Annotated in this window: 26 protein-coding genes; 3 read left to right on the forward strand and 23 right to left on the reverse strand. The window is 59.6% G+C overall.

All coding sequences use genetic code 11. The annotated features are described in order from the left end of the window. Positions 1-11 precede the first annotated feature (11 nt). Complete coding sequence (locus RBI05_RS13790; RefSeq protein ID WP_310551531.1) at positions 12-2102, reverse strand: YhgE/Pip domain-containing protein; 2091 nt, start codon at positions 2100-2102, stop codon at positions 12-14. 203 nt (positions 2103-2305) lie between these two features. Between RBI05_RS13790 and RBI05_RS13795 the strand changes: the two genes are divergently transcribed. Then, on the forward strand, positions 2306-2842 hold the full coding sequence (locus RBI05_RS13795) for a hypothetical protein (protein ID WP_310551532.1): 537 nt from the start codon (positions 2306-2308) through the stop codon (positions 2840-2842). Between the two features lie 133 nt (positions 2843-2975). On the opposite strand, the gene RBI05_RS13800 is transcribed toward RBI05_RS13795, so the two are convergent. From RBI05_RS13800 to arfA, 6 genes are all read right to left on the reverse strand, one after another. Continuing rightward, a complete protein-coding gene (locus RBI05_RS13800) occupies positions 2976-3941 on the reverse strand; it encodes a glycoside hydrolase family 43 protein (protein WP_310551533.1) in 966 nt (321 codons plus the stop codon). 37 nt (positions 3942-3978) lie between these two features. Beyond that, on the reverse strand, positions 3979-5445 hold the full coding sequence (locus RBI05_RS13805) for an alpha-N-arabinofuranosidase (protein WP_310551592.1): 1467 nt from the start codon (positions 5443-5445) through the stop codon (positions 3979-3981). Between the two features lie 156 nt (positions 5446-5601). Then, positions 5602-6453, reverse strand: a complete 852-nt coding sequence (locus RBI05_RS13810) for a carbohydrate ABC transporter permease (protein ID WP_408638335.1) — start codon at positions 6451-6453, stop codon at positions 5602-5604. Positions 6454-6474: 21 nt separating this feature from the next. After that, positions 6475-7362, reverse strand: a complete 888-nt coding sequence (locus RBI05_RS13815) for a carbohydrate ABC transporter permease (RefSeq protein WP_150457732.1) — start codon at positions 7360-7362, stop codon at positions 6475-6477. A 96-nt stretch (positions 7363-7458) separates the two neighbouring features. Next, entirely contained in the window at positions 7459-8862 is a 1404-nt protein-coding gene (locus tag RBI05_RS13820; protein WP_310551534.1) for an ABC transporter substrate-binding protein, read from the reverse strand. An 89-nt stretch (positions 8863-8951) separates the two neighbouring features. Further along, complete coding sequence (gene arfA / locus RBI05_RS13825; protein WP_310551535.1) at positions 8952-10478, reverse strand: arabinosylfuranosidase ArfA; 1527 nt, start codon at positions 10476-10478, stop codon at positions 8952-8954. A 362-nt stretch (positions 10479-10840) separates the two neighbouring features. On the opposite strand from arfA, the gene RBI05_RS13830 reads away from it, so the two are divergent. Further along, entirely contained in the window at positions 10841-11803 is a 963-nt protein-coding gene (locus RBI05_RS13830) for an ArsR/SmtB family transcription factor (RefSeq protein WP_310551536.1), read from the forward strand. A gap of 83 nt (positions 11804-11886) precedes the next feature. Next, positions 11887-12045: an asparagine synthase gene (locus RBI05_RS13835; RefSeq protein WP_150457736.1), complete on the forward strand. Its 159-nt coding sequence runs from the start codon at positions 11887-11889 to the stop codon at positions 12043-12045. Positions 12046-12178: 133 nt separating this feature from the next. On the opposite strand, the gene RBI05_RS13840 is transcribed toward RBI05_RS13835, so the two are convergent. The 16 genes from RBI05_RS13840 to RBI05_RS13915 form a co-directional block, all read right to left on the reverse strand. Beyond that, a complete protein-coding gene (locus RBI05_RS13840; protein ID WP_310551538.1) occupies positions 12179-12952 on the reverse strand; it encodes a class I SAM-dependent DNA methyltransferase in 774 nt (257 codons plus the stop codon). Next, complete coding sequence (locus RBI05_RS13845; protein ID WP_310551539.1) at positions 12949-13851, reverse strand: CvfB family protein; 903 nt, start codon at positions 13849-13851, stop codon at positions 12949-12951. The genes RBI05_RS13840 and RBI05_RS13845 overlap by 4 nt, the downstream gene beginning before the upstream one ends. Continuing rightward, positions 13848-14195: a ribosome silencing factor gene (rsfS, locus tag RBI05_RS13850; RefSeq protein ID WP_150457739.1), complete on the reverse strand. Its 348-nt coding sequence runs from the start codon at positions 14193-14195 to the stop codon at positions 13848-13850. Before rsfS ends, RBI05_RS13845 begins: the two co-directional genes overlap by 4 nt. After that, positions 14192-14770, reverse strand: a complete 579-nt coding sequence (gene yqeK, locus RBI05_RS13855) for a bis(5'-nucleosyl)-tetraphosphatase (symmetrical) YqeK (RefSeq protein WP_310551540.1) — start codon at positions 14768-14770, stop codon at positions 14192-14194. The genes rsfS and yqeK overlap by 4 nt, the downstream gene beginning before the upstream one ends. Then, entirely contained in the window at positions 14754-15344 is a 591-nt protein-coding gene (gene nadD / locus RBI05_RS13860; RefSeq protein ID WP_310551541.1) for a nicotinate-nucleotide adenylyltransferase, read from the reverse strand. Before nadD ends, yqeK begins: the two co-directional genes overlap by 17 nt. A gap of 61 nt (positions 15345-15405) precedes the next feature. Then, positions 15406-15699 (reverse strand): ribosome assembly RNA-binding protein YhbY, encoded by a 294-nt coding sequence (gene yhbY / locus RBI05_RS13865; protein WP_150457742.1) that lies wholly within the window; start codon positions 15697-15699, stop codon positions 15406-15408. A gap of 33 nt (positions 15700-15732) precedes the next feature. Next, a complete protein-coding gene (locus tag RBI05_RS13870; protein ID WP_310551543.1) occupies positions 15733-16596 on the reverse strand; it encodes a shikimate dehydrogenase in 864 nt (287 codons plus the stop codon). 22 nt (positions 16597-16618) lie between these two features. Continuing rightward, positions 16619-17746 carry a ribosome biogenesis GTPase YqeH gene (yqeH, locus tag RBI05_RS13875; RefSeq protein WP_310551545.1) on the reverse strand — a complete coding sequence of 376 codons (1128 nt, stop codon included), beginning with the start codon at positions 17744-17746 and terminating at the stop codon, positions 16619-16621. After that, complete coding sequence (locus RBI05_RS13880) at positions 17743-18270, reverse strand: YqeG family HAD IIIA-type phosphatase (protein WP_310551546.1); 528 nt, start codon at positions 18268-18270, stop codon at positions 17743-17745. Before RBI05_RS13880 ends, yqeH begins: the two co-directional genes overlap by 4 nt. Positions 18271-18274: 4 nt before the next feature. Further along, positions 18275-20509, reverse strand: a complete 2235-nt coding sequence (locus tag RBI05_RS13885) for a DUF4129 domain-containing transglutaminase family protein (protein ID WP_310551547.1) — start codon at positions 20507-20509, stop codon at positions 18275-18277. After that, the gene (locus RBI05_RS13890; protein ID WP_310551548.1) at positions 20506-21756 is read right to left on the reverse strand and encodes a DUF58 domain-containing protein; all 1251 of its coding nucleotides are present in this window, start codon (positions 21754-21756) and stop codon (positions 20506-20508) included. The genes RBI05_RS13885 and RBI05_RS13890 overlap by 4 nt, the downstream gene beginning before the upstream one ends. Before the next feature lies 1 nt (position 21757). Beyond that, positions 21758-22714 (reverse strand): AAA family ATPase, encoded by a 957-nt coding sequence (locus RBI05_RS13895; RefSeq protein ID WP_310551549.1) that lies wholly within the window; start codon positions 22712-22714, stop codon positions 21758-21760. 179 nt (positions 22715-22893) lie between these two features. Next, positions 22894-23244 (reverse strand): stage V sporulation protein AE, encoded by a 351-nt coding sequence (gene spoVAE, locus RBI05_RS13900; RefSeq protein ID WP_150457749.1) that lies wholly within the window; start codon positions 23242-23244, stop codon positions 22894-22896. Beyond that, complete coding sequence (gene spoVAD, locus RBI05_RS13905) at positions 23241-24275, reverse strand: stage V sporulation protein AD (RefSeq protein WP_310551550.1); 1035 nt, start codon at positions 24273-24275, stop codon at positions 23241-23243. The genes spoVAE and spoVAD overlap by 4 nt, the downstream gene beginning before the upstream one ends. Next, a complete protein-coding gene (gene spoVAC / locus RBI05_RS13910) occupies positions 24272-24724 on the reverse strand; it encodes a stage V sporulation protein AC (RefSeq protein WP_408638336.1) in 453 nt (150 codons plus the stop codon). The genes spoVAD and spoVAC overlap by 4 nt, the downstream gene beginning before the upstream one ends. A 119-nt stretch (positions 24725-24843) precedes the next feature. After that, complete coding sequence (locus tag RBI05_RS13915; RefSeq protein ID WP_263406097.1) at positions 24844-24972, reverse strand: hypothetical protein; 129 nt, start codon at positions 24970-24972, stop codon at positions 24844-24846. Positions 24973-25056: the final 84 nt, after the last annotated feature.

Genomic DNA, 25056 nt, shown 5'->3' on the forward strand with positions numbered 1-25056 from the left:
CGCCCGCACCTTTATGAAATCAGACGGGACCGGGCAGCCTGCTCGGCCGAATGCCGAACCAGCCGCTCCAGCGGGCGCTTCAGCGCGAGCGCGGCAAGCAGCGCCAAGGCTGCGAATCCGAGCAGCCCGGCTGCATCCCGCAGAACCGTTCCGGGCTCCGCTCCCCCTACCGCCTCGCGCAGGAGGCCGATGGCATAGGTGAACGGCATGAACGGATGCAGCGCCTCGAAGAAGGGACCGGCGGTGGAGACCGGGAACGTCCCGCCTGAGCTGGAGAATTGCAGCACCATGAAGATGATGGCGATGCCCTTGCCGACATTGCCGAACACCGAGACCAGAACGAACAGCACGGTAACAAACACCAGGCTGATCAGCACCGCCGACAGGACGAAGACGGCCGGACTCGCCACATAGCAGTGCAGCAGGTACAGATTGCCGAGAACGGCTACCAGCGCTTGCAGCACGCCGATGGTAGAGAAGGTCAGCAGCCGGCCGAAGAAGAGCTGATACGGCCGGTACCGGACTTCATCCGTCTCTACCGAAATCCGCAGCAGCGAGACCAGCAGCGTCCCGCCCACCCAGAGGGACAGCACCACATAGAACGGCGTCATCGCCGAACCATAGTTCGGAATGGGGAACAGCTTCTTCTCCTTCAGAAGGACCGGGCTCGCCAGAAAATCGCTTCTCGCCGCCATGTCTCCGGCAAGCAGCGCCGACACCTCGTCCAGGTTGGCCGCGCCCTTCACCCGGCGGACGGCATCCGCCGCCCGGCGCACCGCCTGCGTCAGTTCCGGCAGCCGGCCGCGAACGAGCGAAGCCGCCCGGTGCACGTCGCGGCCGGTCTCGGGCAGTCCGGCCGTGATCCGGCCGGACACCTCCCGCAGCCGCTGCTCGGCGGCGGGCCACTCGCCGCGGACCCAGCCGGCCGCGGCATCCAGCTTCGCTCCGGCCGCCGGCAGGCCGGAGAGCGCCTGCGGCAGCTCGGCCTTCGCCAGCTCGCCGAGCCGGCGCGCCTCCGCCGCCTGCCGCAGCTCCGGCAGGCTGCCCTGCAGCGCCTGAACTGCGGCGCTGCCTGCGTCGGCGGCCTGCTTCGCGGCCGCCAGCGCCTCAACCGGCGGAGCGGTTGCCGCCGGTTCCGCAGCGGCCGCCGGCGGCTCGGCGGCGGCCTCCAGCGCCGCCCGGGCCGCTTCCAGCCCGGCCAGCGCCGCTTCGAGGCGGCCGGCGGTATCGGCCGCGCCCTGCTCGAGCTGCGAGGCGATCGCTCCGGCCTGCTCCAGGCCGGGCGCAAGCCGGTCCCGCAGCGGAGCCAGACCCGCGGCCGCTTCTTCGATCTGCGGCCAGCGCTCCTGCAGCAGCAGGACGGCAGAGGCGGCGGCATCGGCTTCCGGGAGCAGGCGGGTCAGACCCGCGACCCGCTGGGCCGCGGCTGCAATCTCCGGCCACTTCGCTTCCACCTCCAGCACCTTCTGCCCCGCCTCCTCCAGCTCCGGCAGCCGCTTCTCCAGCGCGAACAGCCCCGCCTCCACCCTCCGGATCATCGGAAGGTTCGAGACCAGCTCCCGGTCGGCGCGCTGCAGCGCAGCCAGCACCGTCTCGCTGAGCGTCCGGGTGAAATGCTCGTCGATCCGGGCCGTGATCGACGAGGCGCCCTTATCGGTAATCTTGGGCGCAATGGCATTCAGCTTCTCGTTGACCTCATAGACCAGCTCCGGCTTGTTCTCCCCGCCTTCCAGAACCCCGGCCAGCCGGGCGGAGAAGTCGGCCGGAATGACAATGGCGGCATAATAATCGCCCCGCCGGACGCCGCTCTCGGCAGCTGCCCGGCTTACGAAGCGCCAGCCCAGCGAAGTGTTGTTCCGCAGGCTCGCCACGACCTCTTCGCCGACATTGAAGGCAGTTCCCGCAGCAGCGCTTCCCCGGTCCAGGTTCGCGACCGCCACCGGAATGCCCGATGTGCGGGTATACGGGTCCCAGACCGCAGCAACGTTCACCCAGTCATAGACGGACGGGAGAACCACAAGCGCCGCTATCAGCAGCAGAGCGACCGGAGCCCGGAAGAGGCGGCGCCAGTCGGTCCGGTAAATCCGCAGAATCCCCGGCATGATCTCACTCCCCCTTGGCATAAATTCCGATATTTACTATGCCCGGATTCTTCCCTTTTGATGAATAGCCTTGTCTGCCGTGTGAACGGTTTGCAACCTTTTTGCCCGAAATTACGTTTATTGAGGAAAAGAAGCGTTTGAGAACGGATGAAGCGGGTATATAAGCCATATACCGTGCTTTAGCCAAGGGGGAGAACCGATTGATGAAGAAGAGAGCGTACATATTGTCCGTCCTGGTCCTGCTGCTTCTAACCCTCGTCAGTACGGCCAGCACGGGCGGGACCTTTGCAGTGGCCCGAAGCGCAGCTGCGGACCAGGCAGCTCCGGCCGAGACCTATACCGTCTATCTGAAGGCCTTTCATACCGACGGCAACGGCTTCTCGGTAACCACCGATCCGATAGATTGGTATGAAGGCAAGGCGGCCGACGCCATGTTCGCCAAGGAAGACCCGGAATCCTACCGGGAAATCGGCGGCGCGCCGGACGGCTACTATATTGTGAATGACAGCGACAATACCATTACCTATCCGGTCGCAGCCGACGCTTCCGTGAAGGTTCAATTGTTCGACCATACCGGCGATCCCGCCGATCTCGATATCCAGTGGAACGAACCGGTCAATCTGGGAACGTTCATCGGACAGTTCGCTTCCTCGGATGTGATTGACCTCGGAGCCTTCCCGTATCACATTACCGTGCAGAACGGACAGATTATCTCCATCGTGCAACAGTACGTTCCGTAACCGGCACCCTGCTGCACGCATACAACGTTCCGTCTGTCCAGAGACTGGAACAGCAAAGTGCCAGCCCATTATTATCCGGGCTGGCACTTTCATTTTCTTATGAAGCGGCTCTCTTGATCAGGTTGTAAATTTCTCAGCGGCCCGCCTCGGTATCGGGCTGCGGCTCGCCGAACTCCGGCAGGCCGTCTTCGGACCAGCCGAAGCTTTTGACGCGGGTATGGCGGTTCGGATCGTACAGGGGGTCGCCCGTAATCTCCTTGTAGCTGCGGGCATGATAGACCAGCACATCGCTGCCGTCCTCGTCCACGGTGAAGCTGTTGTGCCCCGGTCCGTACTGGCTGTGGGCTTCGTTCGTCCGGAATACCGGCTCCGGCAGCTTCGTCCAGGAGGACGCCTCCAGCAGATCGGCGTTCTCGTCCGCCCACAGAAGGCCGAGGCAGTAGTTGAAGTCGGTGGCGCTGGCGGAGAAGCTGATGAAGATTCGCCCGTTCCGCTTGAGAACCGCCGGGCCCTCGTTCACGCGGAAGCCGATAATCTCCCAGTCGTATTCCGGCTGCGAAATCATCGTCTGCTTCCCGGTCAGCGTCCACGGATTGCTCATTTCCGAAATATACAGATTAGAATTGCCCTCGATCTCCGGATCTTTCTGGGCCCATACGTAGTAGAGCTTGCCCTTGTGCTCGAAGGTAGTCGCGTCCAGACAGAAGGATTCCCAGGCGGACTTGACCTGTCCTTTCTCGGTCCATTCCCCTTCCAGCGGGTTCTCCGAAGCATTCTCCAGCGCGAACATCCGATGGTCGAACAATCCGTCATTCGTCTCGGTCGTGCGGGCGGCGGCAAAATAGATATACCATTTGCCCGCATTAAAATGAATCTCCGGCGCCCAGATATTGGCGCTCAGCGGCCCGGTCTCGTATTTGCGCCAGACAATGGCCGGTTCGGCCTCAGCCAGTCCTTCGAGGGACGAAGCCCGCCGCAGCTCGATGCGGTCGTATTCCGGCACGGATGCCGTGAAATAGTAGAAGCCGTCCGTATGTCTGTAAATCCAGGGATCGGCGCGCTGTTCAATCAAAGGGTTGTTGAATGTCTTCTTGTTCATATCGGCTTATCTCCTTCGTATGAATTGGACCCAGGTGTCAAGACAGCTCAAGCACGATGACGGATGCGGCCGGGACGGCGCAGGATAGAAGGCCGTTCGCCAGGGAAGCGCCGCGGAATGCCGCCGGTTGAATCCGGTCCGGGGCCTCGAAGGTATTGTGGGCTTCCAGATCGGAATGGGTCAGAATCCGGCCCGTTACGGAGGCCGTCTCGGCCCCCTCCACCTGAATCGTCAAGGAAGCTCCGTCACAGTGGCTCAGGTTGCAGAGAGAGAGATAAATGCGTCCTTCCCCATCCCGCGATGCGGTTGCGCTGATTTGCGGCAGCGGCTGGCTGCCGTGCGTATACATGGGGCTGTCAAAGACAAGCTCCAGATACTCGTTGTCCTGATGCACGCTGTACATCTCCAGCACATGATAGGTGGGCGTCAGGACAAGCTTGTCGCCTTCGGTCAGCACAGGAGCCTGCAGCACATTGACGGCCTGGGCCAGATTTGCCATATGGACGCGGCCGCAGTGCTTGTGGAAGATATTCAGATGAATGCCCGCCACCAGCGCATCGCGCAGGCTGTTCTGCTGGTAGAGGAAGCCCGGGTTGGTGCCCGGCTCGCAGAGGAACCAGGTTCCCCATTCGTCTATAATGAGCCCGACCCGCTTCTCGGGATCGTACTGATCCATGATCGCGGAATGCCGGGTTATCAGCTCATCCATATGGAGGGCTTTGCCCATCGTCTCGGCCCAGTCGGCTTCGTCGAAGCCCAGAGCGGACTTCTTCTGTTCCCAACTGCCCGGGATGGTGTAGTAATGCAGGCTGAGGCCGTCCATGAACCGGCCGGCTTCCCTCATCAGCGTCTCGGTCCAATGATAGTCATCGACATTGGGGCCTCCCGCGATTTTGTACAGCCGGTTGTCGCCGTAATTGCGGGTATACGTCTGATACCGCCGGTACAGATCGGCGTAATACTCGGGACGCATATTCCCGCCGCAGCCCCAGTTCTCGTTGCCGACGCCGAAATACTTCAGCCGCCACGGTTCCTCGCGGCCGTTCCGGCGGCGCCAGTCCGCCATCGGCGATTCGCCGTCGAACGTCATATATTCCACCCACTCGGACATCTCCTGAACGGTGCCGCTGCCGACGTTCCCGCAGATATAAGGCTCGCAGTCCAGCAGTTCGCACAGGCGGAAGAACTCATGGGTGCCGAAATGATTGTTCTCGGTTACGCCGCCCCAGTGGGTGTTGACCATCCGCTTGCGCCCTTCCCGAGGGCCGATGCCGTCCTTCCAGTGATATTCGTCGGCAAAACAGCCCCCCGGCCAGCGCAGCACGGGAATCTTCAGATTCCGCAGCGCCTCCAGGACATCGGTGCGGTAGCCTTCTGTATTCGGAATATCCGAATTCTCGCCTACCCAGATTCCTTCATAGATACACCTGCCGAGATGCTCGGCGAAGTGACCGTAGATATGCCGGCTGATCCGGCCTTTGCTCTTGTCCGCCTTCAATGTCATTACAGTGGTCAAGCCGTTCCCTCCTAATCTCTATATGCGCCCGGGGCGCTGTTGATCGTCCACGCTTCCTCCCTGCCGGAGATCGACAGGTCATAGGAGCGGGAACACGACCGGAGAATCCGGAAACACCGGCTTCTCGTCCATGATTCGCCTCCTCTAGCCTTTGACTCCCGAAATGGCGACCGACTCGATAATCTGCTTCTGGAAGATCAGGAAGGTAATCAGCATCGGCAGCAGCGCAATAATGGATGCGGCCATAATGAGCGGATAATCGGTCTGGATGGCATAAGTCGCATTAAAGTTCGCAATGACCAGCTGAAGCGTCTGCTTCTCCGGCGAATTCAGATAGATAATCGGCGCCAGATAATCATTCCAGATGCCCATGAACCACAGAATGAGCTGGGCGGCAACGGCCGGCTTGATGAGCGGGAAGGTAATCGAGCTGTACAGCCGGAAATAGGAGCTGCCGTCAATCTTCGCGGCCTCGATAATGGCGTTGGGCACGCTGCTGAGATACTGCCGCAGGAAGAAGATCATGACAATGTTGCCGAACAGACCGGGTACAATCAGCGGCAGCAGCGTGTCGATCCAGCCCAGCTTGGAGAACAGGAAGAACTGCGGAATCATAACCGCGGGATACGGAATCATCAGGGACGACAGCATCAGCAGAAAAATTTTGTTCTTCAGCGGGAATTGCAGCTTGGCGAACGCAAAGGCCGCGAGACTGGAGGTCAGCGTTCCGACCACCGTTACGGACACCGCAATGATCACGCTGTTCTTGATGCCGTTCAGCAGCGGACCGGCCGTCCAGATTTCCTTGTACTTGTCAAAAACAAACGGATGCGGAATCCACACCGGCGGCAGGGCGAACACATCCTGCTTCTCCTTCAGGGACGTGGAGAGCATCCACAGCAGCGGCCCGATCATAAAGACGGCGCCGATGGCCAGCAGAATAAAGATCAGGGCATTGGTCAGTTTTCTTCTGCCCGAATAGGACAATGAGTTCATAGGGTCTCCTCCTTTACGCGATCAGTCGACGTCGAACGAAGATTTCTCGTTCATCCGGAATTGGATCAGTGTCACAACAAAGATGAACAATCCGAGTACGACGGCCATCGCAGACGCATACCCCATTTGGAAATTGCCGAACGCCTTCTGCCAAATGTAGAACACCACGGAAGCGGAGGCATACTCCGGTCCCCCTGTAGGCGTCATAATGTTCATTTCGGTGAAGATTTGCGAGCCCCCGATGATGTTCGTTACTACGATAAAGAACGTAACCGGGCGGACCATCGGCCAGGTGATATGCCAAAAGGTCTTCCAGCCCCCGGCGCCGTCGAGCTCCGCCGCTTCGTAATACGAGCGGGAGACACTCTGAAGGGCAGCCAGATAGAGCAGCATCGTATAGCCGAGACCCTTCCAGACGGCCATCATAATCAGCGCAGGCTTGACGGTATGCTTGTTGGCCAGCCAGTTCGGTCCCGAAATGCCGAACAGATCGAGGAACTGGTTAACCAGACCGAAGTCGCCGTTATACGCCCAGCTCCACATAATAGAGATGGCGGCCAGCGACGAAATGACGGGAACATAATAGATCACGCGGAAGGCCGTCGTGCCGGGAATGCCCCGGTTCAGACCGAGCGCCAGCAGCAGCGCCAGCGTAATGCCGACCGGAATGCCGAGCATCATGTACAGGGTGTTGAACAGCGCCTTGTGGAACAGCTCATCGGTGAGCAGGTCCTTGAAATTGCTCAGGCCGATGAAATTCATCTGGCCCAGGCCGTCCCAGTCGGTCAGCGAGCCGTAGATGGAATAGATCATCGGATACAGCGTAAAGACGAGCAGACCGATCAACGGCGGAAGAATGAACAGGAATCCATAGATCCGCTCTTTCCGGTAGAGGCTGGATTTGAACATTGCACGTATCACCTCAAGTTCTGATTAGAATGAAGAATGCTGCCGGGCCGCTTGGCATCAGCGCCGGCAACATTCTTCACTTGACTTGCAGACGGATTATTTCTTGGATTTCTGCTCCTGTGCAATCGCCTTGTCGAGCAGCTTCTGCATCTTCGGCTGTTCGGACTTCACATAATCGGCAGCCGTAACCTTGCCGTCGAGCACAGGCTGAATGTCCGTGAAGAACAGGTCATACCATTCGGTGTTGTACGTGTAGTTGCCCGGCAGCGAACGGCCGTACTCGTTCACGACTTGCAGGAACTCTTCCTTGTTGGCCGGCTTGATGGAGGCATCCTTCGCCCACGTGTCGGCCATGTCGATCAGGTTCGGAATCTGCACCTTCGCTCCGACGAGCAGGTCCATGCCTTCCTTGGAGGTCGTCAGGTAGTTGGTCAGAGCCACCGCTTCTTCCGGGTATTTCGTCTTGGCCGATACCCCGATGCCGAGCGATCCGGTCCAGGTTGCCGATTTGCCGGTGGAGCCGGCCGGCCACGGGATGAGATCATATTCGAACGGCAGTTTGTCATAGGTGCTCATATCCCAAGGTCCGACCGGGAAGAACGCCATTTCGCCCTTCATCCAGCGCTGGTAAGTATCCAGGGTCTGCGCTTGTTCCGTCGACGGGGTAATGTGGTACTTGTTCTGCATATCAGCAAAATACTGAAGCGCTTCCGCGAATTTCGGATCGTCGATCGTAACCTTGGTCTTCGTGGAATCCAGCCAGTCGGCGCCGTTGGACCATACCATCGACTGCAGCGACCAGTTCACGTTGAAGCCTGTGCCGAACTGGTCCACTTTGCCGTCACCGTCGGTGTCCTTTGTCAGCTGCTGGTTGACCTTGATGAACTCATCCCAGGTGTACGGCTTATCTTTATCGGGGAGCGGAACGCCGCTCTTCTCGAACATCGTCTTGTTGTAGCCGAGAGCGAACGGGCCGACGTCTTTCGGCATGCCGTAAATGTCGCCCTGGCCGGCGGTTGTGCCGTCGTACCGGTACAGGTCAATGCCATATTTCCAGATGTTGTCGAGGTTGATGCTGCTGTCCTTCTCAATATAAGGGGTCAGGTTCAGCAGAATGCCGCTGTTCACGTAGGCTTTAATATCGCCGGGGCCGTAGTAGAAGACATCGGGAACGTTGTTGCCGGTAATTGCCGCTTTCAGCTTGGTGGCGTATTGATCGGCTGCCGTAACGACGATTTTAACCTTGACGCCGGGATGATCTTTCTCGAACTGATCGACGACTTTCTTGTAGGCGGCCTGCTCGTCGGTGCCTCCTCTGAACATGAATGTCAGGTTCTTCGTTTCACCGCTGGACGATTTGCCGGAAGCATTGCTGCCGGCCGTTGCGCCCGCGCTGCTGCCCGCGTTGCCGTTATCGTTGTTGCCGCCGCAGCCGGCGAGGACTGCGGAGGATGCCAGCACCAGAGACATGACGGTGAACCAACCTTTTTTCTTTAACACACTAACCCCTCCTAGAAATATTTAGCTGGAAGCTGTTTATAGAAGAATTGCTATATAGAAGAGCCATAAACGGCTCTAACTACCGGCGGTTATTGAACCCGGCCAAGCCGGATCACATTCCAGGAAGCCTTCTGCAGCACCGTCTCGACATACCCGTCGCGGCAGACGGTTCCTTCGGTCCGGCGCGGGGCAACCCGCTCTTCTCCGGCGCGGTTGAACGCTTTCAAGTCCTCGTGATAAAGCACGATATGCTCCAGCAGCCCGTATCCCTCGAATCCCCGGATATCGCAGGTCAGCGGAATCCCCTCGCTTAAGTGGCGGTTGACCGCGAAGATCGTCAGCTCGTCGTTCTCTTCATTAAAGACGATGGCGCTGTCCAGATAAGGGACATCCGTATAATCCTGGGCGTCGTACTTCGGCGATTCTATAATCGGCTGAAGCGATACCCCGCGTCCGTAACGGGAGGCGTGCAGGTAAGGGTAGAAGATCGTCTGCCGCCAGGCGGCGCCGCCCGGTTCCGTCATAATCGGCGCAATGACATTGACGAGCTGGGCCAGACAGGCGATCTTGACGCGGTCGGCGTGCTTCAGGAACGTAATCAGCATGCTGCCGACCAGGAGCGCATCCTCGAAATTGTAGATGTCTTCCAGCTGCGGCGGACCGACCGTCCAAGGCTCGATCCGGGTATCGGCCTCATTGGAGTGATACCAGACGTTCCACTCGTCGAAGCTCAGATTCATCGTCTTCTTGCTGCGTTTCTTGGCTTTAACATAATCGCAGGTGCTGACGACCGTCTTGATAAAATGATCCAGATCCATGCTGCGCGCCAGGAAATTCGCGCTGTCATGATCCCGGTTGCCATAGTACTGATGCAGCGATACATAGTCCGCCACCTCGTAGGTATGGTCCAGCGTAACCGCTTCCCATTCCGGGAAGGTCGGCATCGCGGAGCTGGAGCTGCCGCAGGAGACCAGCTCGATCTGCGGGTCGATCAGACGCATGGCCTTGCCGGTCTCGTAAGCCAGCCGGCCGTATTCGGCCGCCGTCTTCTGGCCGATCTGCCAGGGACCGTCCATCTCGTTGCCGAGGCACCAGGTCTTGATCCGGTGCGGCTGCTCATAACCGTGCTTGCGGCGCAGGTCGCTCCATTTCGTTCCGCCGGGGTGATTGCAGTACTCCAGCAGATTGCGGGCGGCATCGACGCCCCGGGTTCCGAGATTGACCGCCATCATCGGCTCCGATCCGGCCTCGGCAGCCCACTTCATGAATTCGTTCGTACCGACTTCGTTCGGCTCGACGGTCCGCCAAGCCAGCTCCAGCCGGCGCGGCCGCTCTTCCACGGGACCGACGCCGTCCTCCCAATTGTAACCGGATACGAAATTCCCGCCGGGGTAGCGAATAATCGGAACGCCGATCTCCCGGATCAGCTTCTTCACATCGTTTCGAAATCCGCGTTCGTCCGCTTCAGGATGTCCGGGCTCGTAGATTCCTCCGTATACGGCGCGTCCAAGATGCTCGATAAAAGAACCATATATGCGCTTGTCGATCGCCGAAATCACGAAGGATTTATCGACCGTAAGCCGGGCTTGCAGCTTGTCGGCTGGCAAGTTCACCATCTCCCATTTTATGTATTAGTAAAATGATTAAAAATGAATTGAATGTATCCGCTTACAGGTATAAAATAACACATAGAAGGACCCTTGTAAATAATAATATATAAAACATTTTAGTTTTATTTGAATTTAACTAGGAAAAGCCTCTGTAAAGCAGAAATACGTTTGTTATTGACTCGATTTTCGACCTTTTAATACATATTTATATAAAATATAATCATGTTTATCCACAGAAAAAGATTAAAACTTACTTTATTGTTGGGTGGTGGGTAATAAAGCTTTCCTTTTTCTGTACATAAGTTTATAATTGTTTAAAACAACATTATTCCTCTTTTCACAAAGTCACTGGGAGAAGGTATCCATCCATGATCTATATTAAAGATCTGATGAGCGGGATCGACATTTTCAAAGCGCTCAGCTCCGAAATCCGGATTCAAATCCTCGAAATGCTGGCCGCCAACCAGGCCCTGAACCTCAATGAAATTGCCAAGAAGCTTAATCTCAGCAACGGCGCCATCACGATGCACATCAAGAAGCTCGAAGAGAGCGGCCTGATCGAGATCAACACGTCGGTCGGCAAACACGGCATCCAGAAGATCTGTTATTTGAACAAAGACAAGCTGCTGGTCGACCTGCGCAGCAAAGAAACCGACAATTTGTACGAAGTGGAGATTCAGGTCGGGCATTACAGCAACTATCAGGCCGTGCCGACCTGCGGGCTGGCTACCAAGGACAGCATTATCGGCGATTTCGATGAGCCGCGTTATTTTGCCGATCCGCAGCGGATTGACTCGGAGATTATCTGGATGGCGGAGGGCTTCCTGGAATACCGGATTCCGAATTATCTGAAGGCCAACCAGACCTTCCGCGAAATCCAATTCTCCATGGAACTCGGCTCGGAAGCCCCGGGCTTCGCCGACAACTATCCGTCCGATATTTATTTCTACCTGAACGGCATTGAGATCGGGTACTGGACCAGTCCCGGCGATTTCGGCGATGCGAGAGGAACCTTCAATCCCGATTGGTGGCCGCCGCATCTCAATCAGTACGGCATGCTGAAGCTGATCCGGATCAACAATGAAGGAAGCTTCATTGACGGCTGCCGGATCTCGGATGTAACGCTAGGCGACATCAAGCTGGATTACAAGAGCGAGCTGACCTTCCGGCTCGCGGTGTCGGACAAATCGGTCAACAAGCGGGGACTGACGATCTACGGCAAGCATTTCGGCAACTACAGCCAGGATCTGCTGGCCCGTGTACTGTATAACGTCCATGATGTCGAACAAGCGGCGGGACGTTCTTCTTTGACCGAAGCGGGCGTAGAGTGATTCGAGCCGTACATGCATAAGAACGCCTTCCCCGGCAGACACTAGAACTTGTCTCCCAAACTATGAGAAGGAGTGTGTCTCCAATGCGTGAAGGTCTGATTCCCGCTGTGCTTGGAACCGTCGTCTCTGCAGGAAGCGCCGCCTTTCTGGGCAGCAAATACAAGCTCGCCGCCACCGGCGTGCTTGGGTTCGGGCTGGCCCATATCGTGCTCGGGGCCATTGACCTCGTCGAGCACCGGTAAGGATGGGAAGACAACACAAAGGGCCGTCCCCGGAGGGGCGGCCCTTTGGCTTGTTAACCAGTTATTGAGTGAGGTCATCCCGAATCAATGCCTGTCGGCAGACTCGTTGTCGGGCGATTTCCTGCCCGCTTCCTTACTCCGGCTTGACGGCAGCGAAGAACAGCCGCTCCGCATCGTCGCCGGCAGGCAGCCATTCGAAGTCGGCAACCTTTTCGATTCCGGTGAAGCCTGCGCGCGCGAGTGCTGCGACGATCCACTCCGGTTCATACGCCCGCTGCACATGAATCTCCTCGAAGCGGCGGTACCGGTCACCCTCTTCGCGGACAAAGATCGACAGACGATGCTCGATCTCGCGGCGGGGAACATCCAGTTCGCAGGTCCAGATGTAAGAGATCCGTTCCTCATCATAGATAAAAGGCTGCTCCTCGTCGTAGCGCACCAGCGTATTCGGATGATGCACATCGAACAGAAACAGCCCTCCCGGAGCAAGTCCTTCGTACGTACGGGCGAAGACGGCCTCCACGCCCTGCTCGTCCAGCACATAGTTCAGACAATCGCAGAACGAGATCACGGCATCCACCGGTTCGCCGAGTTCCCATTCCGTCATATCCTGCCGAACCCAGCGCACGCCGCCTTCTCTGAGACGCCGCAGTCCTCCCGGGCGCTCCTCCAGCTTCTGCTGCGCCACCGCCAGCATGTCGGAGGACAGATCAATGCCTGTCACCTCATATCCGCGCTCGGAGAGCGGAATGGCAATACTGCCGGTTCCGCATCCCAGCTCGGCCACCGATCCCGGACGGCGGCCGAAGCGCTCCCACGCCTCCTCGGCGAAGGCCAGCCAGCGCGCATACGGCATGTCGGCCATCAGTTCATCGTAGACATAGGCGAATTTGCCGTAGGCATTCATGACGGCTCGCCCGATTCTTCTTCCGGCTTGGCCAGATAGGTCCAGTTCTCTTTCTGGGTAACCAGCCCTTCCTTCATCAGCTTGCCCAACGCCCGCTTGAAGGCCGACTTGCTGATGCCGAAGCGCTGCTTGATAATGTCCGGCGGCGTCGCATCGGAATACGGCATTGCGCCGCCCGGCCGTTCCTTCAGGAAGGTCAGCAGCCGCTCGGAATCCAGATCCCGCCCGACTTCCTTCCGCTGGGCCATCGACAGATTTACCCGGCCGTCTTCGCGGATATGCGAGACCCGGGCTTCGAATTCCTCGCCGAGACGAAGCAGGCGCGGCCGTTCGGAAGCATGAATCATGCCGATGACGCCGAAGCCGAGCACGCCGCCCTCGATCAGCACGAAGGTGCCCATCTGAAGAGGCTTGTACACCCGAGCCTTCATCCATTGGCCTCTCCAGGACGCCGGAGCGGGGAAGGCCAGAGGAGCCAGCTCCTGTTCGCCGGCCAGCTTGGCCCGCAGCCGTCCCTGCTTGTCATGCTCCATCATCACGAATACCTTGTCTCCAACCTTAGGATGGAGCTCCTTCAGGTCCGGAAGTTCGCGAATCGGCAGCAGGAGCTGGCGGCCAAGGCCCATCTCGAGAAAGCAGCCCAGACGCGGATGGATATCCGCTACTTCCAGAAGCGCCATCTCGCCAAGCTGGAGATACGGCTTCTTCATGGTGGCGGCCAGCCGGTCTTCCGTATCAAAGAACAGGAAGACCTCCACTTTGTCTCCGGGCTTGATCTTCCCGGTGAGTTCCGTATAGTGAAGCAGCACATCCTGGTCGCCCGCGCTCAGAAAATACCCGTAAGGCGACACTTCGCGCGCCACATCCAGAGTAACGGTCGTTCCGGCAATCAGACTCATACCGGCGTCACGACCTTGGCGTCGGACCAGAGGCGCTCAATATTGTAGTATTCGCGTTCGTCGCGGTGGAAGACATGAACCACCACGTCGCCCAGATCCATCAGTACCCAGCGGGCCGCATCCATGCCTTCGATGCCTTTGATCGCGGCCCCCGCTTCCTGGGCCACCTTGCGGACCTCGGCGGCGATGGCCTGCACCTGGGTATCGGAGTTGCCGTGGCAAATAATAAAGTAATCGGTGATCAGCGACACGCCGCGCAGATCGAGCGCGACAACATTCATCGCTTTCTTGTCTTCCACAGCCGTCAGCGTCTTGCGCAGCAGCTCTTCGGATGTAATGGTCATTCCGTTCCCTCCAATTTTTGCACTAGATCATTTCGTGCCAGCACCGTCAGCGGAAATATAATCCGGCGCTTGGCGATCAGCAGGCTGATGGTCGAGTCAAGTCCGGCAATCAGCCCTTCTTCAAGGCTCTTCATCGAGAGCTCGCGAATGCGGTCCACGCCCGGAAAGTCCCGCCCCGGCTCGATATAGTCGGCAAGACAGACGATCCGGTCCAGCAGGGTCATTTGCTCGCGCCCCGAGGTATGGTAGCGAACCGCATCCAGCACTTCCCGGTCGGTTACGCCGTACTCATGCTCCGCGACGAAAGCGCCGACTTCGGCATGCCACAGCTGCTTGTCATAGAGCAGCAGCTCCTTGTTCAGCCCATTCTCTTCGATTACGGCGCGCTGCCGCTCCACCGGCCAGTATTTGGCTACATCGTGCAGAATCGCCGCCAGCTCCGCCTTGTCCGGGTCGCCTCCGTACCGGTGCGCCAGCTCCGCTGCGGAAGACATGACTCCGAGCGTATGCTGCCAGCGCTTCTCCGGCATCTGGGCAGACACGGACTGCATCAATTCCCTACGGTTGTACTCCATATAATCCCCTCCTGCTCACCAAATCATGAACCGCATCCGGCACCAGATAGCGGATGGACCGGCCTTCCGCCGCCCGTCTGCGTATAGCCGTGGACGAGATATCCATCTGGGGCATACCGGCGACGGTTACGCTGCCTGCGATCTCCGGCGGCAGCGCGTCAAGATCGAGGGGCGTTCCCGGCCTTGCCACGCCGATGAACCGAAGCCGGCGCGCCAGCTCCCCGATCTCCTTCCACTTCGGCAGATAAGCGACCATATCGGCTCCGATAATAAAATAAAACGCCACATCGGGATGCCGCTCCTGCAGCAGGCGGACCGTCTCAATCGTATAGGAGACGCCGCCTTTGCGAAGTTCCAGATCGAGGCTGCGGAAGGCGGGATGGGATTTCACCGCCGCTTCCACCATCGCCAGCCGCTCCTCTCCGGAGACGCCGGAGGCCTGTTTGTGGGGCGGAACATGGGAAGGCATGAACCAGACTTCATCCAGTCCGCACGCCTCCCGCGCCGTCTCGGCCGCCAGCAGATGCCCGACATGGATGGGATCGAACGCGCCGCCCATAATACCGACCTTCATGTCATCATCTCCCGCCTGTATAATCAGACATCCGGCAAGCTCCCGTCCTCCCCTGGGTTACTCAGCGGGGAAGTTCAATCGTCTTGTTATCCCGGGATTCCTTGTAGAGAATAATCGTCTTGCCGATCACCTGCACGAGTTCGGCGCCGGCCTGCTTCGCCAGCTCCGGCCCCAATTCCTTGGCATCTTCACCGCAGTTGTTCAATACGCTTACTTTCAGAAGTTCCCGTTTCTCGATGGCTTCCTCGACATGGCGGACGAGATGGTCGTTCAGCCCGCCTTTGCCGATCTGGAAGACCGGATCGAGATGGTGCGCGAGACCGCGCAGATATCTGGTTTGCTTGCCTGTTAACATAGTTGTGCTCCTTCGTAGTCCTCTAAATTCGTATTACCCGAAATTCCGCAGAAGCGCTTCCCGCATAACCCCGGCGGGCGCCGGGCGTCCCGTCCAGTATTCCAGCGCGTAAGCTCCCTGGTAGACGAACATTCCGAGGCCGCCGTGAACCGTGCAGCCGCGCTGCGCCGCCTCCCGGAGCATCCGGGTCTCCAGCGGATTATAGATCAGATCGCTGACGACAATGCCGCCGGGAATCCATTCCGCCGGAATCGGAGTCGCCGACTCTTGGGGATACATCCCGACGGAAGTCGTATTAATGAGAATATCGGCAGCGGAAGCCGCCTCCTGAAGCTTGTCCGTTCCGAGAGCCGCCACTCTTCCCCGGCTTGCCATTGCATCCGCGAGCGACGCCGCCTTGGTGGCATCGCGGTTGACAATCGTGACCGAGGCCGGATTCTCCCGCAGAAGCGCATCGACAATACCGCGGGCTGCCCCTCCGGCTCCGATGACGACGGCCCGCTTGCCGGCCAGCTCGGGCGCCGCTTCCGCTTTCAGCGACCGGACATAGCCGATGCCGTCCGTATTGTATCCCTTGAGGCGGCCGCCCTCGTTCAGCACCGTATTGACCGCTCCAATCTCCCGCGCCCGCTCGTCCACATCGTCCAGATAATCCATAATGGCAAGCTTGTGCGGAATCGTGACATTGAATCCCCGGAAGCCAAGGGTCCGCATGGCGGCGATGGTCTCTCCAAGCCGCTCCGGCTCCACATGAAGCGGAACATAGCTTCCCTCTAGCCCCATCTCCTTCAGCGCAGCGCCGTGCATGAGCGGCGATTTCGACTGCGCCACCGGGCAGCCGATAACCCCGAGCAGCAGATAGCCTTCCGCCTTCGGGGCAATGGCTTCAGCGTTCATATGGCTCATCCTCCTTCCGCCCTCAGATCAGGGAAGGGCGCACCAGCACCTTGATGCCCTTGGGCACATGGACGGCCACTACCGCCCCTTCCTGCGAATTCACCTTGATCCAGCCGAGGCCGGAGATAAAGACATCGCTGCGGCTCCCCTTGGGAATGCGGAATTCGTGCCTTTGCCATTCCGGCAGCTTGGCCGCAGCCTCGCCCTTGGGCGGCGTGAGCAGCCCGCCCCGGTGCTCGGCGTAGAGCGAATCGGCCCGCTCCAGCTTCGTCCGGTGAATCTTCAGACTGCCGCTGATATGGCAGGTGAACGACTGATGCGGCCCCTGCACGAAATCGAACCGGCCCAGAGCGCCGAAGAACAGCGTCTGGCCTTCGTTCAGCTGATACGAAGCCGGCTTCAGCGGCTGCGAAGGCATGACCGCATCCAGATCCCGGCGGTCAACCAGTTCGCTGTACCGCCAAGGGTAGACGATCCCCGGCGTATCCACGATAAAATGCCCGTCGTCCAGCGGAATGCTGACCGTGCCGAGCGTCGTCCCCGGATAGCGGGAGACGGTCAATTCCTGCTCCAGATCGCTGTAGTCGGAGATCAGCCGGTTGATCAGCGTCGACTTGCCGACATTGGTCGCTCCGACCACATAGACGTCGCGCGATCCGCGCAGCGCTGATACCGTCTCCAGCAGCCGGTCGAAGCCCTGGTTGCGCTTCGCGCTGCACAGAATAATCTCGGCCGTGCGCAGCCCGAGCTCCTTGGCCCGCTGCTGCACCCAGTTGCGCAGCCGGTTCCAGTTCGTCACCTTCGGCAGCAGATCGCATTTGTTCACGGCCAGAATGACCGGATTGCTGCCGACAAACCGCTGCAGCCCGCTGATCAGGCTGCCTTCGAAGTCGAACAGGTCCACAATGTGGATAACCAGCGCGTCTTTCTCACCGATGCCCGAGAGCAGGCGGAGGAACTCGTCCTGATCCAGCGAGACCGTCGAAGCCTCGTTGTAGTTCTTGATGCGGAAGCACCGCTGACAGATCACCGGTTCCCGGGACAGCGCCGCTTCCGGCACATAGCCCGTGCGTCCCGGGTCTTCCGTCTGCAAAAGGGCGCCGCAGCCGCTGCAGCGCGGCGGACGGGCCTCTTCTTTTCCTTCATTCATTTCCGTTCTTCCTCCTCATGCCACAATCCTTGTTTGCGCAGCCGGGTCAAGGCGATCCGTTCTACCCGGCGGTTGATCCGCGTTCCGATGCCTTCATCGGCGGCGGAGATCGGCAGAACCAGCACGGTATACAGCCCCATGCGGTTGCCGCCGTAGACGTCGGTGAGCATCTGGTCGCCCACGACAATGGTCTGCTCGGGCGCCAGATCCATCAGCTTCATCGCCTTGCGGAACGGCGCGTTGCTCGGCTTGCGGGCTTCATGTACAAATTCAATGTTCAGGGGAGTCGCGAACTTGGACACCCGCTGCATGTTGTTATTGGATACAATGACCAGCTTGAAGCCGATCGATTTGACTTTCTCGAACCAGAGCATAAGCTCCGGCGTTGCCAGAGGCGCTTTGGCGCCGACCAGCGTGTTGTCCAGGTCCGTAATAATTCCCCGGTATCCCTTCGCATACAGACCTTCCAGATCAATATCAAAGACGGTATTTACCCTCAGCTTCGGAACCAGTCTTTCAAACATGACTTCACCTCCCGGCCTTCACCAATTTGCGCAGCCGCAAAACCTCAGTATACACGGCTTGCCAGTCTTTGTCTTCTATAATTTCGGGGCTGTACCGGGCCTTCTCGAACCAGGCCAGCAGCTGCTCCAGCGGCGCGGATATGGCCGGCTTCTCACCGCTCCAGCGGGCGACCGTCTCCCGGAGTGTCTCGTGGGAGGGGCGGCCAAAGCCCCGCCGCTTCATGAAGGCAAGCCACCGTTCCGTCTCGGCCAGAACCTTCTCGTCCGGCGTCAGCGGCCGGCCGCGGCGAAGCCGGTAACGCAGGAAACGAAGCGTCATCCGGCTGTTCCAGAGCAGGAAGCCTCCCCAGAGGGCGAGCACGCAGATTGCTGCGCCGATCAGCCAGGGACCTGCGCCGTTCAGGAAGCCCGAATCATCGGTCTGCGTTGGGCCTGCCGGATTGGCGGCCGGAGTCTCCGGCTGCTTCGGTTCCTCTCCGGCCGGCGTCTTTTCTTTCTCGGTCAGAAGCGGCGCGTTGAAGCCCGGTGTCGCCTCGATCGGGAGCCAGCCGTACTCGCCGAAATACAGCTCGGCCCAGGAGTGGGCGTCCGCGTTGGTAATGGTATAGCTGTTGTTCGCGGCACCGCGCATCTCCAGGTTGTCCGGCAGCGATGCCTGGGAGCCCGGCGCATAGCCTTTGACCCAGCGGGCCGGAATGTTCAGCGACCGGGCCATCGTTACCATTGCCGTGGAATAATAATCGCAGTAGCCCGACTGAACCTCGAACAGAAAGCCGTCTACAAAGTCCCGGCTCTTCTTGAGCGACAGATTCGGCTCATTCGTATAAGGGAACGATTGCTGTAGATATTGTTGCAGCGCGCGCGCCTTTTCATACGGCGTCTCCTCTTCGGCTGTTACCTTCCGGGCCAGCTCCCGCACTCGCTCCGGGAACGAGTCGGGGAGCTGAAGGAAGAGCTCGGGAACGTCCCGGCCCCCGTAGAGTTCTTCATAGCTAGCCGACTCCAGCTCCCGGATCGGGACAACCGGGATTTCGGAAGTCAGAATGTAAGAACGCGGATACGGCGAAGCCTTCGGATTATTGACGATCAATTCCCCGTCGCGCGGACGCCACGACAGCGACGGCACTTGTCCGCCGTCTTCCATGGATTCGATCCGCGAAATGGAATAAGCGCCGAAGATAACGGGATACCGGTTGCTGTTGAGCATCCGGACAGAATAACGAACCTTCTTGGTAGGGACCGACGGGGCGAAGCTGTTGGCCAGCTCGCGCTCCGCCTCGGCCTCCTCGAGCGCTCCCCGCTCCTGGCGGTTGCCGTCCGTCCATCCTTTGCCCGAGTAGACCGCCCGGGTCTCGCCCCGCATGTAGATTCGCGTATCCGACACGACCGTCATAACGGGCGAATAGTCGTAGGCGAAGCCTCCGCCGAGCCGGGTATCATTGTTGCTGTAGCCCGAGGTCGTATTAGCGGACCCGGTTCCCCCGGTCTTGGCTGCGGCCTTCCCCGCGCTCTCCGACTGCGAGGCCCCGCTGCCTCCGCCTTCCCCCTGCCAATGCGTCCAGGCCGTATACGGATCAGTCAGCGTCGGTCTGACGCTCGGAACGGATACTCCGGCCAGCAGGATGAGCGAGAAGACGACGACCAGATTGGCGATAATCTTGAACGGATATTCCAGCATATAGCTCCAGCTGTGCGGGTAGCGCTTGCGGAAGCTTGCAAGATGGTCCGTAACGAGCCAGCCCAATCCGGCGAAGACCGACCAGGCCGTCTCCTGCCAGAGTTCCGACACCGTGAAGGAATCCAGCGCCGCCAGCGCCGTCAGGTTCAGTCCAAGGAACAGCAGAATTCGAATCCGCCCCGATACCGACCGGGACAGGAGAAGAAGCAGAATTGCCGCTCCGAGCGCGAACCATAGGTACGGCTCCATCTGCGACACCAGATCCCTGGCTTTCTCCAAGGGCGGAGCTCCGGGGAACGGCAGGTATAAGCCGTAGTCGTTGATGGCGCGGAACGTCGTATAGATGCTTGCGGCGATAACCGCCGCCAGCCGCAGCGGCGCGGCCAGCGGCAGCAGAATCTCCAGCAATGCGGCAGCGAGCAGCGCGGTCCTCACGGCGCCGGTTGTCTGCTGCAGCCAGTAAGATTCCGTGACGGATACCCACTGCATGGCGAAGATGACAAGCCAGAGAACAGCAAAAGCGCGGGACCAGTCCTTCAGGGGATTGCGCCAGATTCTCATCTTGCTTCTCTCCCTTCCAGGGCGGCCGGCAGCTCTTCAAGCGCAGCGACCGAATAACCGGCCATTCCGCAGGAATCCAGCGTGCCTGCCCATTCGGCATAGCGGCCGGGTGAAGCCGGGTTGCGGACATGCAGATGGACCGGCATCATCCCCCGGTTCTCCGCCCAGCGCAGCACTTCAAGCGCAGCCCCTCCACTCTGCGGACTGACGAACACGAAATGGCAGCCGCGGGGGAAGAGCTGCTTGCTCTTCTCCAGCTTCTCCAGCAGGCGTCCGCTGCCTTCCGCATTCAGGTCAATCAGCGCATGCGTCATATGGCGGCGGTCCGCCGCGCCTTCGGCAGGCGCGAAGAAGCGGATCTCCCGGTCGATCGCGCACAGTCCGACTCCGATCCGCTCGCGCAGGCCGAAGCCGAGCAGCGACGCCGCTGCCGATACGGCCAGCTCGAATTGGGCCGAATTGGAGTACACGCGAGCCGTCCCGTCCAGGACGACCATCGTCCGCGGCACAGATTCATGCTCGAACTCCTTGGATTTCCAGGCCCCGGTCCTCGCGGTGGCATTCCAGTGAATCCGGCTCAGCCGGTCGCCGTAGACATAGTCCCGGACCCCGTTGATCTGCACCGATTCGCGCCGCGACTGCGCCAGGGACGTCTGCAAGCCCGAACGGCGCGAAGAGCGCTCGTACAGATTCCAGCGGGGCAGGTAGACGGTCCGCGGCAGCACCCGGAAGCGGCCCTCCGCGAGGAAAGATCCCTTGTGCTCCACCAGCCCGAATACATCAATGCTTCCAATCTCCGTCTCCTGAAAAGTGTAGATGCCGCGCTCGAGCGGCGGCGTCTGGAAGCGGAGCTCGCTGCGTCCCCGGTAATCGGGGATGAGGCTGTCTTCGAACTTCCAGCTCTCCCCGTTATGCTTCTTCAGCATCTCCCGGACAACAAGATAGGGCAGCGGCAGAATGCCGGGGACGTTCAGCCGGAGCCGGACCTGGAGATAGCCGCCGGCAGCCAGCGGCTCGGGGCTGTCGCCCGCCGACAGCAGGGTGCGGACGCCCTTGGCCCGGCGGACGCCCAGCAGGCCGCCGGTCAGCAAGTACAGAATGAGGATCGTGGCCATGGTGAAGAGCATGACCGAATTTTTGCCGCCCTGAAACAGGACGTACAGCAGAGTGACAACCCAGACCGCCAGCATGGCGGCCAGTTTGGCAGGCTGAACAGAGGCCGCCGCCTTGGCCAGTAAGGACCGCATGTTACTTCCTCATCGAGACCGGCACGCGCACCGTCTGCAGCAGCTTGTCCAGCAGAGCGCCGGCGTCGGTTCCGTCCAGCCGCGATTCCGGACGCAGCAGAATGCGGTGACCCAGCACGTAAGGCGTCAGCGTCTTCACATCGTCGGGCAGCACATAGTCGCGGTCCTGAAGGAACGCGTACGCCTTGCAGGCCATCATGAACGACAGCGCCGCCCGCGGGCTCGCTCCAAGCAGCACCAAAGGATGCTCGCGGGTCTGACGGACGATGTCGAGAAGATAGTCCAGGACCGGCTCGCTGATATAAATATCGCGGACCTCCTGCTGGATGAAAGCAATCTCCTCCATGCCCGTAACCGGCTGGAGCGTATCGACCGGCTGGCCCTGCTGATGAGTCAGCAGCAGATTCCGCTCCGTCTCGGCGTCGGGATAGCCCAGGCTGATTCTCAGCATGAACCGGTCAAGCTGCGCCTCCGGCAGCGTATAGGTTCCCTCGAAATCAATCGGGTTCTGCGTCGCGCACAGCATGAACGGATGCGGCAGTTCGTAAGTCTCGCCGTCAACGGTAACGTTCCGTTCTTCCATAACCTCCAGCAGAGCGGACTGGGTCTTCGTCGTCGCCCGGTTGATCTCGTCGGCGAGCAGAATGTTGGTCATCACGGGACCCGGGCGGAAATGGAACATCTCGTCGCGCGGATGATAGACCGACACGCCGGTAATATCGCTCGGGAGAATATCCGGGTTGCACTGGATGCGCCGGTAATCACCGGACATGGAGCGCGCGAGCGCCCGGATGAGCTGGGTCTTGCCGGTGCCGGGAACATCCTCGATCAGGATATGGCCCCCCGCCAGGAGGGCAGTAAGCAGAAGCTGTATTTCAAACGATTTTCCGAGAATGCAGGATTCGAGATTGGCGCGTATGGAGCTTGCGATTGCCGTGGACTCGGGACGCAGTGGCATATTGGCATGTACCTCCTATGTCGATATGACAGTATGCCTACTATTTTACATGAAAGGAGGGGCGAAAGTACATTCGCCTGGCCAAAACGCCCGCATATTCCTGCTGATTTTTCCTTGCCCTCAAGCATTGCCTTCCGGTGCGCCAAAAAAAGCCGGGGCGCTGGCCCCGGCTTGCCTGTTCATCCTTTCGGCCGCACAATCAGGGCGGCCAGGAACGAGAAGACGATCGCCGCCGAAATGCCGGCGCTCGTAATGTCGAAGATGCCGGTGACGACGCCGAGCCAGCCGTCCCGCTGCAGCTCGGTCAGCGCGCCGTGCACAAGCGAATTGCCGAAGCTCGTGATCGGAACCGATGCGCCCGCGCCCGCAAACTTCACGAGCGGATCGTACAGGCCGAACGCGTCCGCAGCCGCCCCGATGACGACAAGCGTACTCATCGTATGCGCAGGCGTCAGCTTCAGCACATCGAACATCAGCTGGCCGATGACGCAGATCAGTCCGCCGACGATAAAAGCCCAGAGATAAATCATGCCTTGCCACCTCCGTTCTCCAGCGCCACGGCATGGGCAATGCAGGGAATGGACTCGCCCTGCTGATAGGACAGAGGCGACAGCAGCGCTCCCGTCGCCGTAACCAGCACCCGGTTCAGCTCGCCCCGGCGCATGCGCTTCAGAATGTGGCCGTATGTAACCACGGCCGAGCAGCCGCAGCCGCTCCCTCCGGCAATGACATATTTCTGCTTCTCCCGGTCATAGATCATAAGCCCGCAGTCGCCGAACTCGGTCTTCTCCATCGGAATGCCCTCCTTGGCCAGCAGCTCCCGGGCAATCGGCAGTCCGATGGAAGCAAGGTCTCCGGTAACGATCAGATCATAGTAATCGGGCGACAGGCCCGTATCCCGGAAGTGGGCGGTCAAGGTATCCGCCGCCGCCGGGGCCATTGCCGCCCCCATATTGAAGGGGTCTTTCAGGCCCATATCCATCACGCGTCCGATGGTAGCTCTGGCCACGAACGGCCCCTGCCTGCTGCCGTCGTTGAAGCCGACCACCGCGCAGCCCGAGCCGGTGACGGTATACTGCGCGGTCGGAGGCTTCTGGGAGCCGTACTCGGTCGGGTAGCGGAACTGCTTCTCGACCGTACAGTTATGGCTGGAGGTTCCCGCCAGCGCATATTTGCCGCCGCCGGAATCTACAATCATCGAGGCGACCGCCAGACTCTCCATTGAAGTAGAGCAGGCCCCGAATGTTCCGAGATACGGAACGCCGAGCCTTCTGGCCGCAAAGGTCGTGCTGATGATCTGGTTCATAAGATCTCCGCCGACGAAGAATTCCAGCTCCTTCTCTTCCAGACCCGAATGAACCAGCGCGAGCCGGGAGGCCTTCTCGAACAGCTTGCGCTCCGCCTTCTCCCAGCTCTTCTCGTCCATATCAAGCGAATCGAAGCTGAAGTCCATATCGGCACCAAGCGGGCCTTCCTTCTCTTCCGGTCCGGTAACCGCCGCAGCGCCCACAATGGCGGGACGGGTGGTGAATTCCCAGGTCTGCTTGCCAAGCTGCTTCACAAATGCCCACCCCCGTGACCGAGAAAAATATAAATGATGCCGACAATAAACGCGGCAACCGTACCGAAGACGATAACCGAGCCGGCCAGCTTGAACATATTGGCGGCCATGCCGAGCACGATGCCTTCCGAGCGGTGCTCCAGCGCCGCCGAGCACATGCTGTTGGCGAAGCCGGTTACCGGAACGGCCGTCCCTGCGCCGCACCACTGCGCCAGCTTGTCGTAGACGCCGAAGCAGGTCAGAATGACCGAGATCAGAATCAGCAGCGCAACCGTCGGACTGGCCGCCTCTTTGGAGCTCAGATCAAATCCCGCCATGAGCGCCTCCTGAATGCCCTGTCCGATGACGCAGATCAGACCGCCCGACAGGAAGGCCCGGATGCAGTTCTTGAATACCGGACGGGACGGAACATGCTTGTCCGCCATCTTCTGGTATTCTTTCGGCGTCAGGGTGTCAAGGCGGAGCTTGACACCCGATTCCTTGGTATTTGCCGGCAATAAAGACACCTCCGCTATAAGAAGTTTTCTTTATTGTTGGCAGGCATGCCGCCGCTTATGTCTTTTCCCCTTCAGGTAAAATACAACAGCGCGGCAACCAGCAGCAGGAACAGGATCAGAATCAGCACCGTTTCGCGCTCCGCTCCGCCTAAGCGGCGTTCTCTCCGTTTCCACTCCGCTACCCTCACACTCTTGCCCATGAACCGTCGCTTCCTTTCCCCGGGCAGCCGCTGCCTCGGCCGCGCGGCGCCTCCCGCCCGGCTTCTCCATTGTATTCGGCGGCT

This window comes from Paenibacillus glufosinatiresistens, from assembly GCF_031470375.1.
GTDB lineage: Bacteria > Bacillota > Bacilli > Paenibacillales > Paenibacillaceae > Paenibacillus_AQ > Paenibacillus_AQ glufosinatiresistens.

Bases quoted from the DNA above. Each gene is read 5' to 3' on its own strand.
- RBI05_RS13790 (WP_310551531.1), bottom strand. From the start codon at position 2,102: ATGCCGGGGATTCTGCGGATTTACCGGACCGACTGGCGCCGCCTCTTC.
- RBI05_RS13795 (WP_310551532.1), top strand. From the start codon at position 2,306: ATGAAGAAGAGAGCGTACATATTGTCCGTCCTGGTCCTGCTGCTTCTA.
- RBI05_RS13800 (WP_310551533.1), bottom strand. From the start codon at position 3,941: ATGAACAAGAAGACATTCAACAACCCTTTGATTGAACAGCGCGCCGAT.
- RBI05_RS13805 (WP_310551592.1), bottom strand. From the start codon at position 5,445: ATGACATTGAAGGCGGACAAGAGCAAAGGCCGGATCAGCCGGCATATC.
- RBI05_RS13810 (WP_408638335.1), bottom strand. From the start codon at position 6,453: ATGAACTCATTGTCCTATTCGGGCAGAAGAAAACTGACCAATGCCCTG.
- RBI05_RS13815 (WP_150457732.1), bottom strand. From the start codon at position 7,362: ATGTTCAAATCCAGCCTCTACCGGAAAGAGCGGATCTATGGATTCCTG.
- arfA (WP_310551535.1), bottom strand. From the start codon at position 10,478: ATGGTGAACTTGCCAGCCGACAAGCTGCAAGCCCGGCTTACGGTCGAT.
- RBI05_RS13830 (WP_310551536.1), top strand. From the start codon at position 10,841: ATGATCTATATTAAAGATCTGATGAGCGGGATCGACATTTTCAAAGCG.
- RBI05_RS13835 (WP_150457736.1), top strand. From the start codon at position 11,887: ATGCGTGAAGGTCTGATTCCCGCTGTGCTTGGAACCGTCGTCTCTGCA.
- RBI05_RS13840 (WP_310551538.1), bottom strand. From the start codon at position 12,952: ATGAATGCCTACGGCAAATTCGCCTATGTCTACGATGAACTGATGGCC.
- RBI05_RS13845 (WP_310551539.1), bottom strand. From the start codon at position 13,851: ATGAGTCTGATTGCCGGAACGACCGTTACTCTGGATGTGGCGCGCGAA.
- rsfS (WP_150457739.1), bottom strand. From the start codon at position 14,195: ATGACCATTACATCCGAAGAGCTGCTGCGCAAGACGCTGACGGCTGTG.
- yqeK (WP_310551540.1), bottom strand. From the start codon at position 14,770: ATGGAGTACAACCGTAGGGAATTGATGCAGTCCGTGTCTGCCCAGATG.
- nadD (WP_310551541.1), bottom strand. From the start codon at position 15,344: ATGAAGGTCGGTATTATGGGCGGCGCGTTCGATCCCATCCATGTCGGG.
- yhbY (WP_150457742.1), bottom strand. From the start codon at position 15,699: ATGTTAACAGGCAAGCAAACCAGATATCTGCGCGGTCTCGCGCACCAT.
- RBI05_RS13870 (WP_310551543.1), bottom strand. From the start codon at position 16,596: ATGAACGCTGAAGCCATTGCCCCGAAGGCGGAAGGCTATCTGCTGCTC.
- yqeH (WP_310551545.1), bottom strand. From the start codon at position 17,746: ATGAATGAAGGAAAAGAAGAGGCCCGTCCGCCGCGCTGCAGCGGCTGC.
- RBI05_RS13880 (WP_310551546.1), bottom strand. From the start codon at position 18,270: ATGTTTGAAAGACTGGTTCCGAAGCTGAGGGTAAATACCGTCTTTGAT.
- RBI05_RS13885 (WP_310551547.1), bottom strand. From the start codon at position 20,509: ATGAGAATCTGGCGCAATCCCCTGAAGGACTGGTCCCGCGCTTTTGCT.
- RBI05_RS13890 (WP_310551548.1), bottom strand. From the start codon at position 21,756: ATGCGGTCCTTACTGGCCAAGGCGGCGGCCTCTGTTCAGCCTGCCAAA.
- RBI05_RS13895 (WP_310551549.1), bottom strand. From the start codon at position 22,714: ATGCCACTGCGTCCCGAGTCCACGGCAATCGCAAGCTCCATACGCGCC.
- spoVAE (WP_150457749.1), bottom strand. From the start codon at position 23,244: ATGATTTATCTCTGGGCTTTTATCGTCGGCGGACTGATCTGCGTCATC.
- RBI05_RS13915 (WP_263406097.1), bottom strand. From the start codon at position 24,972: ATGGGCAAGAGTGTGAGGGTAGCGGAGTGGAAACGGAGAGAACGCCGC.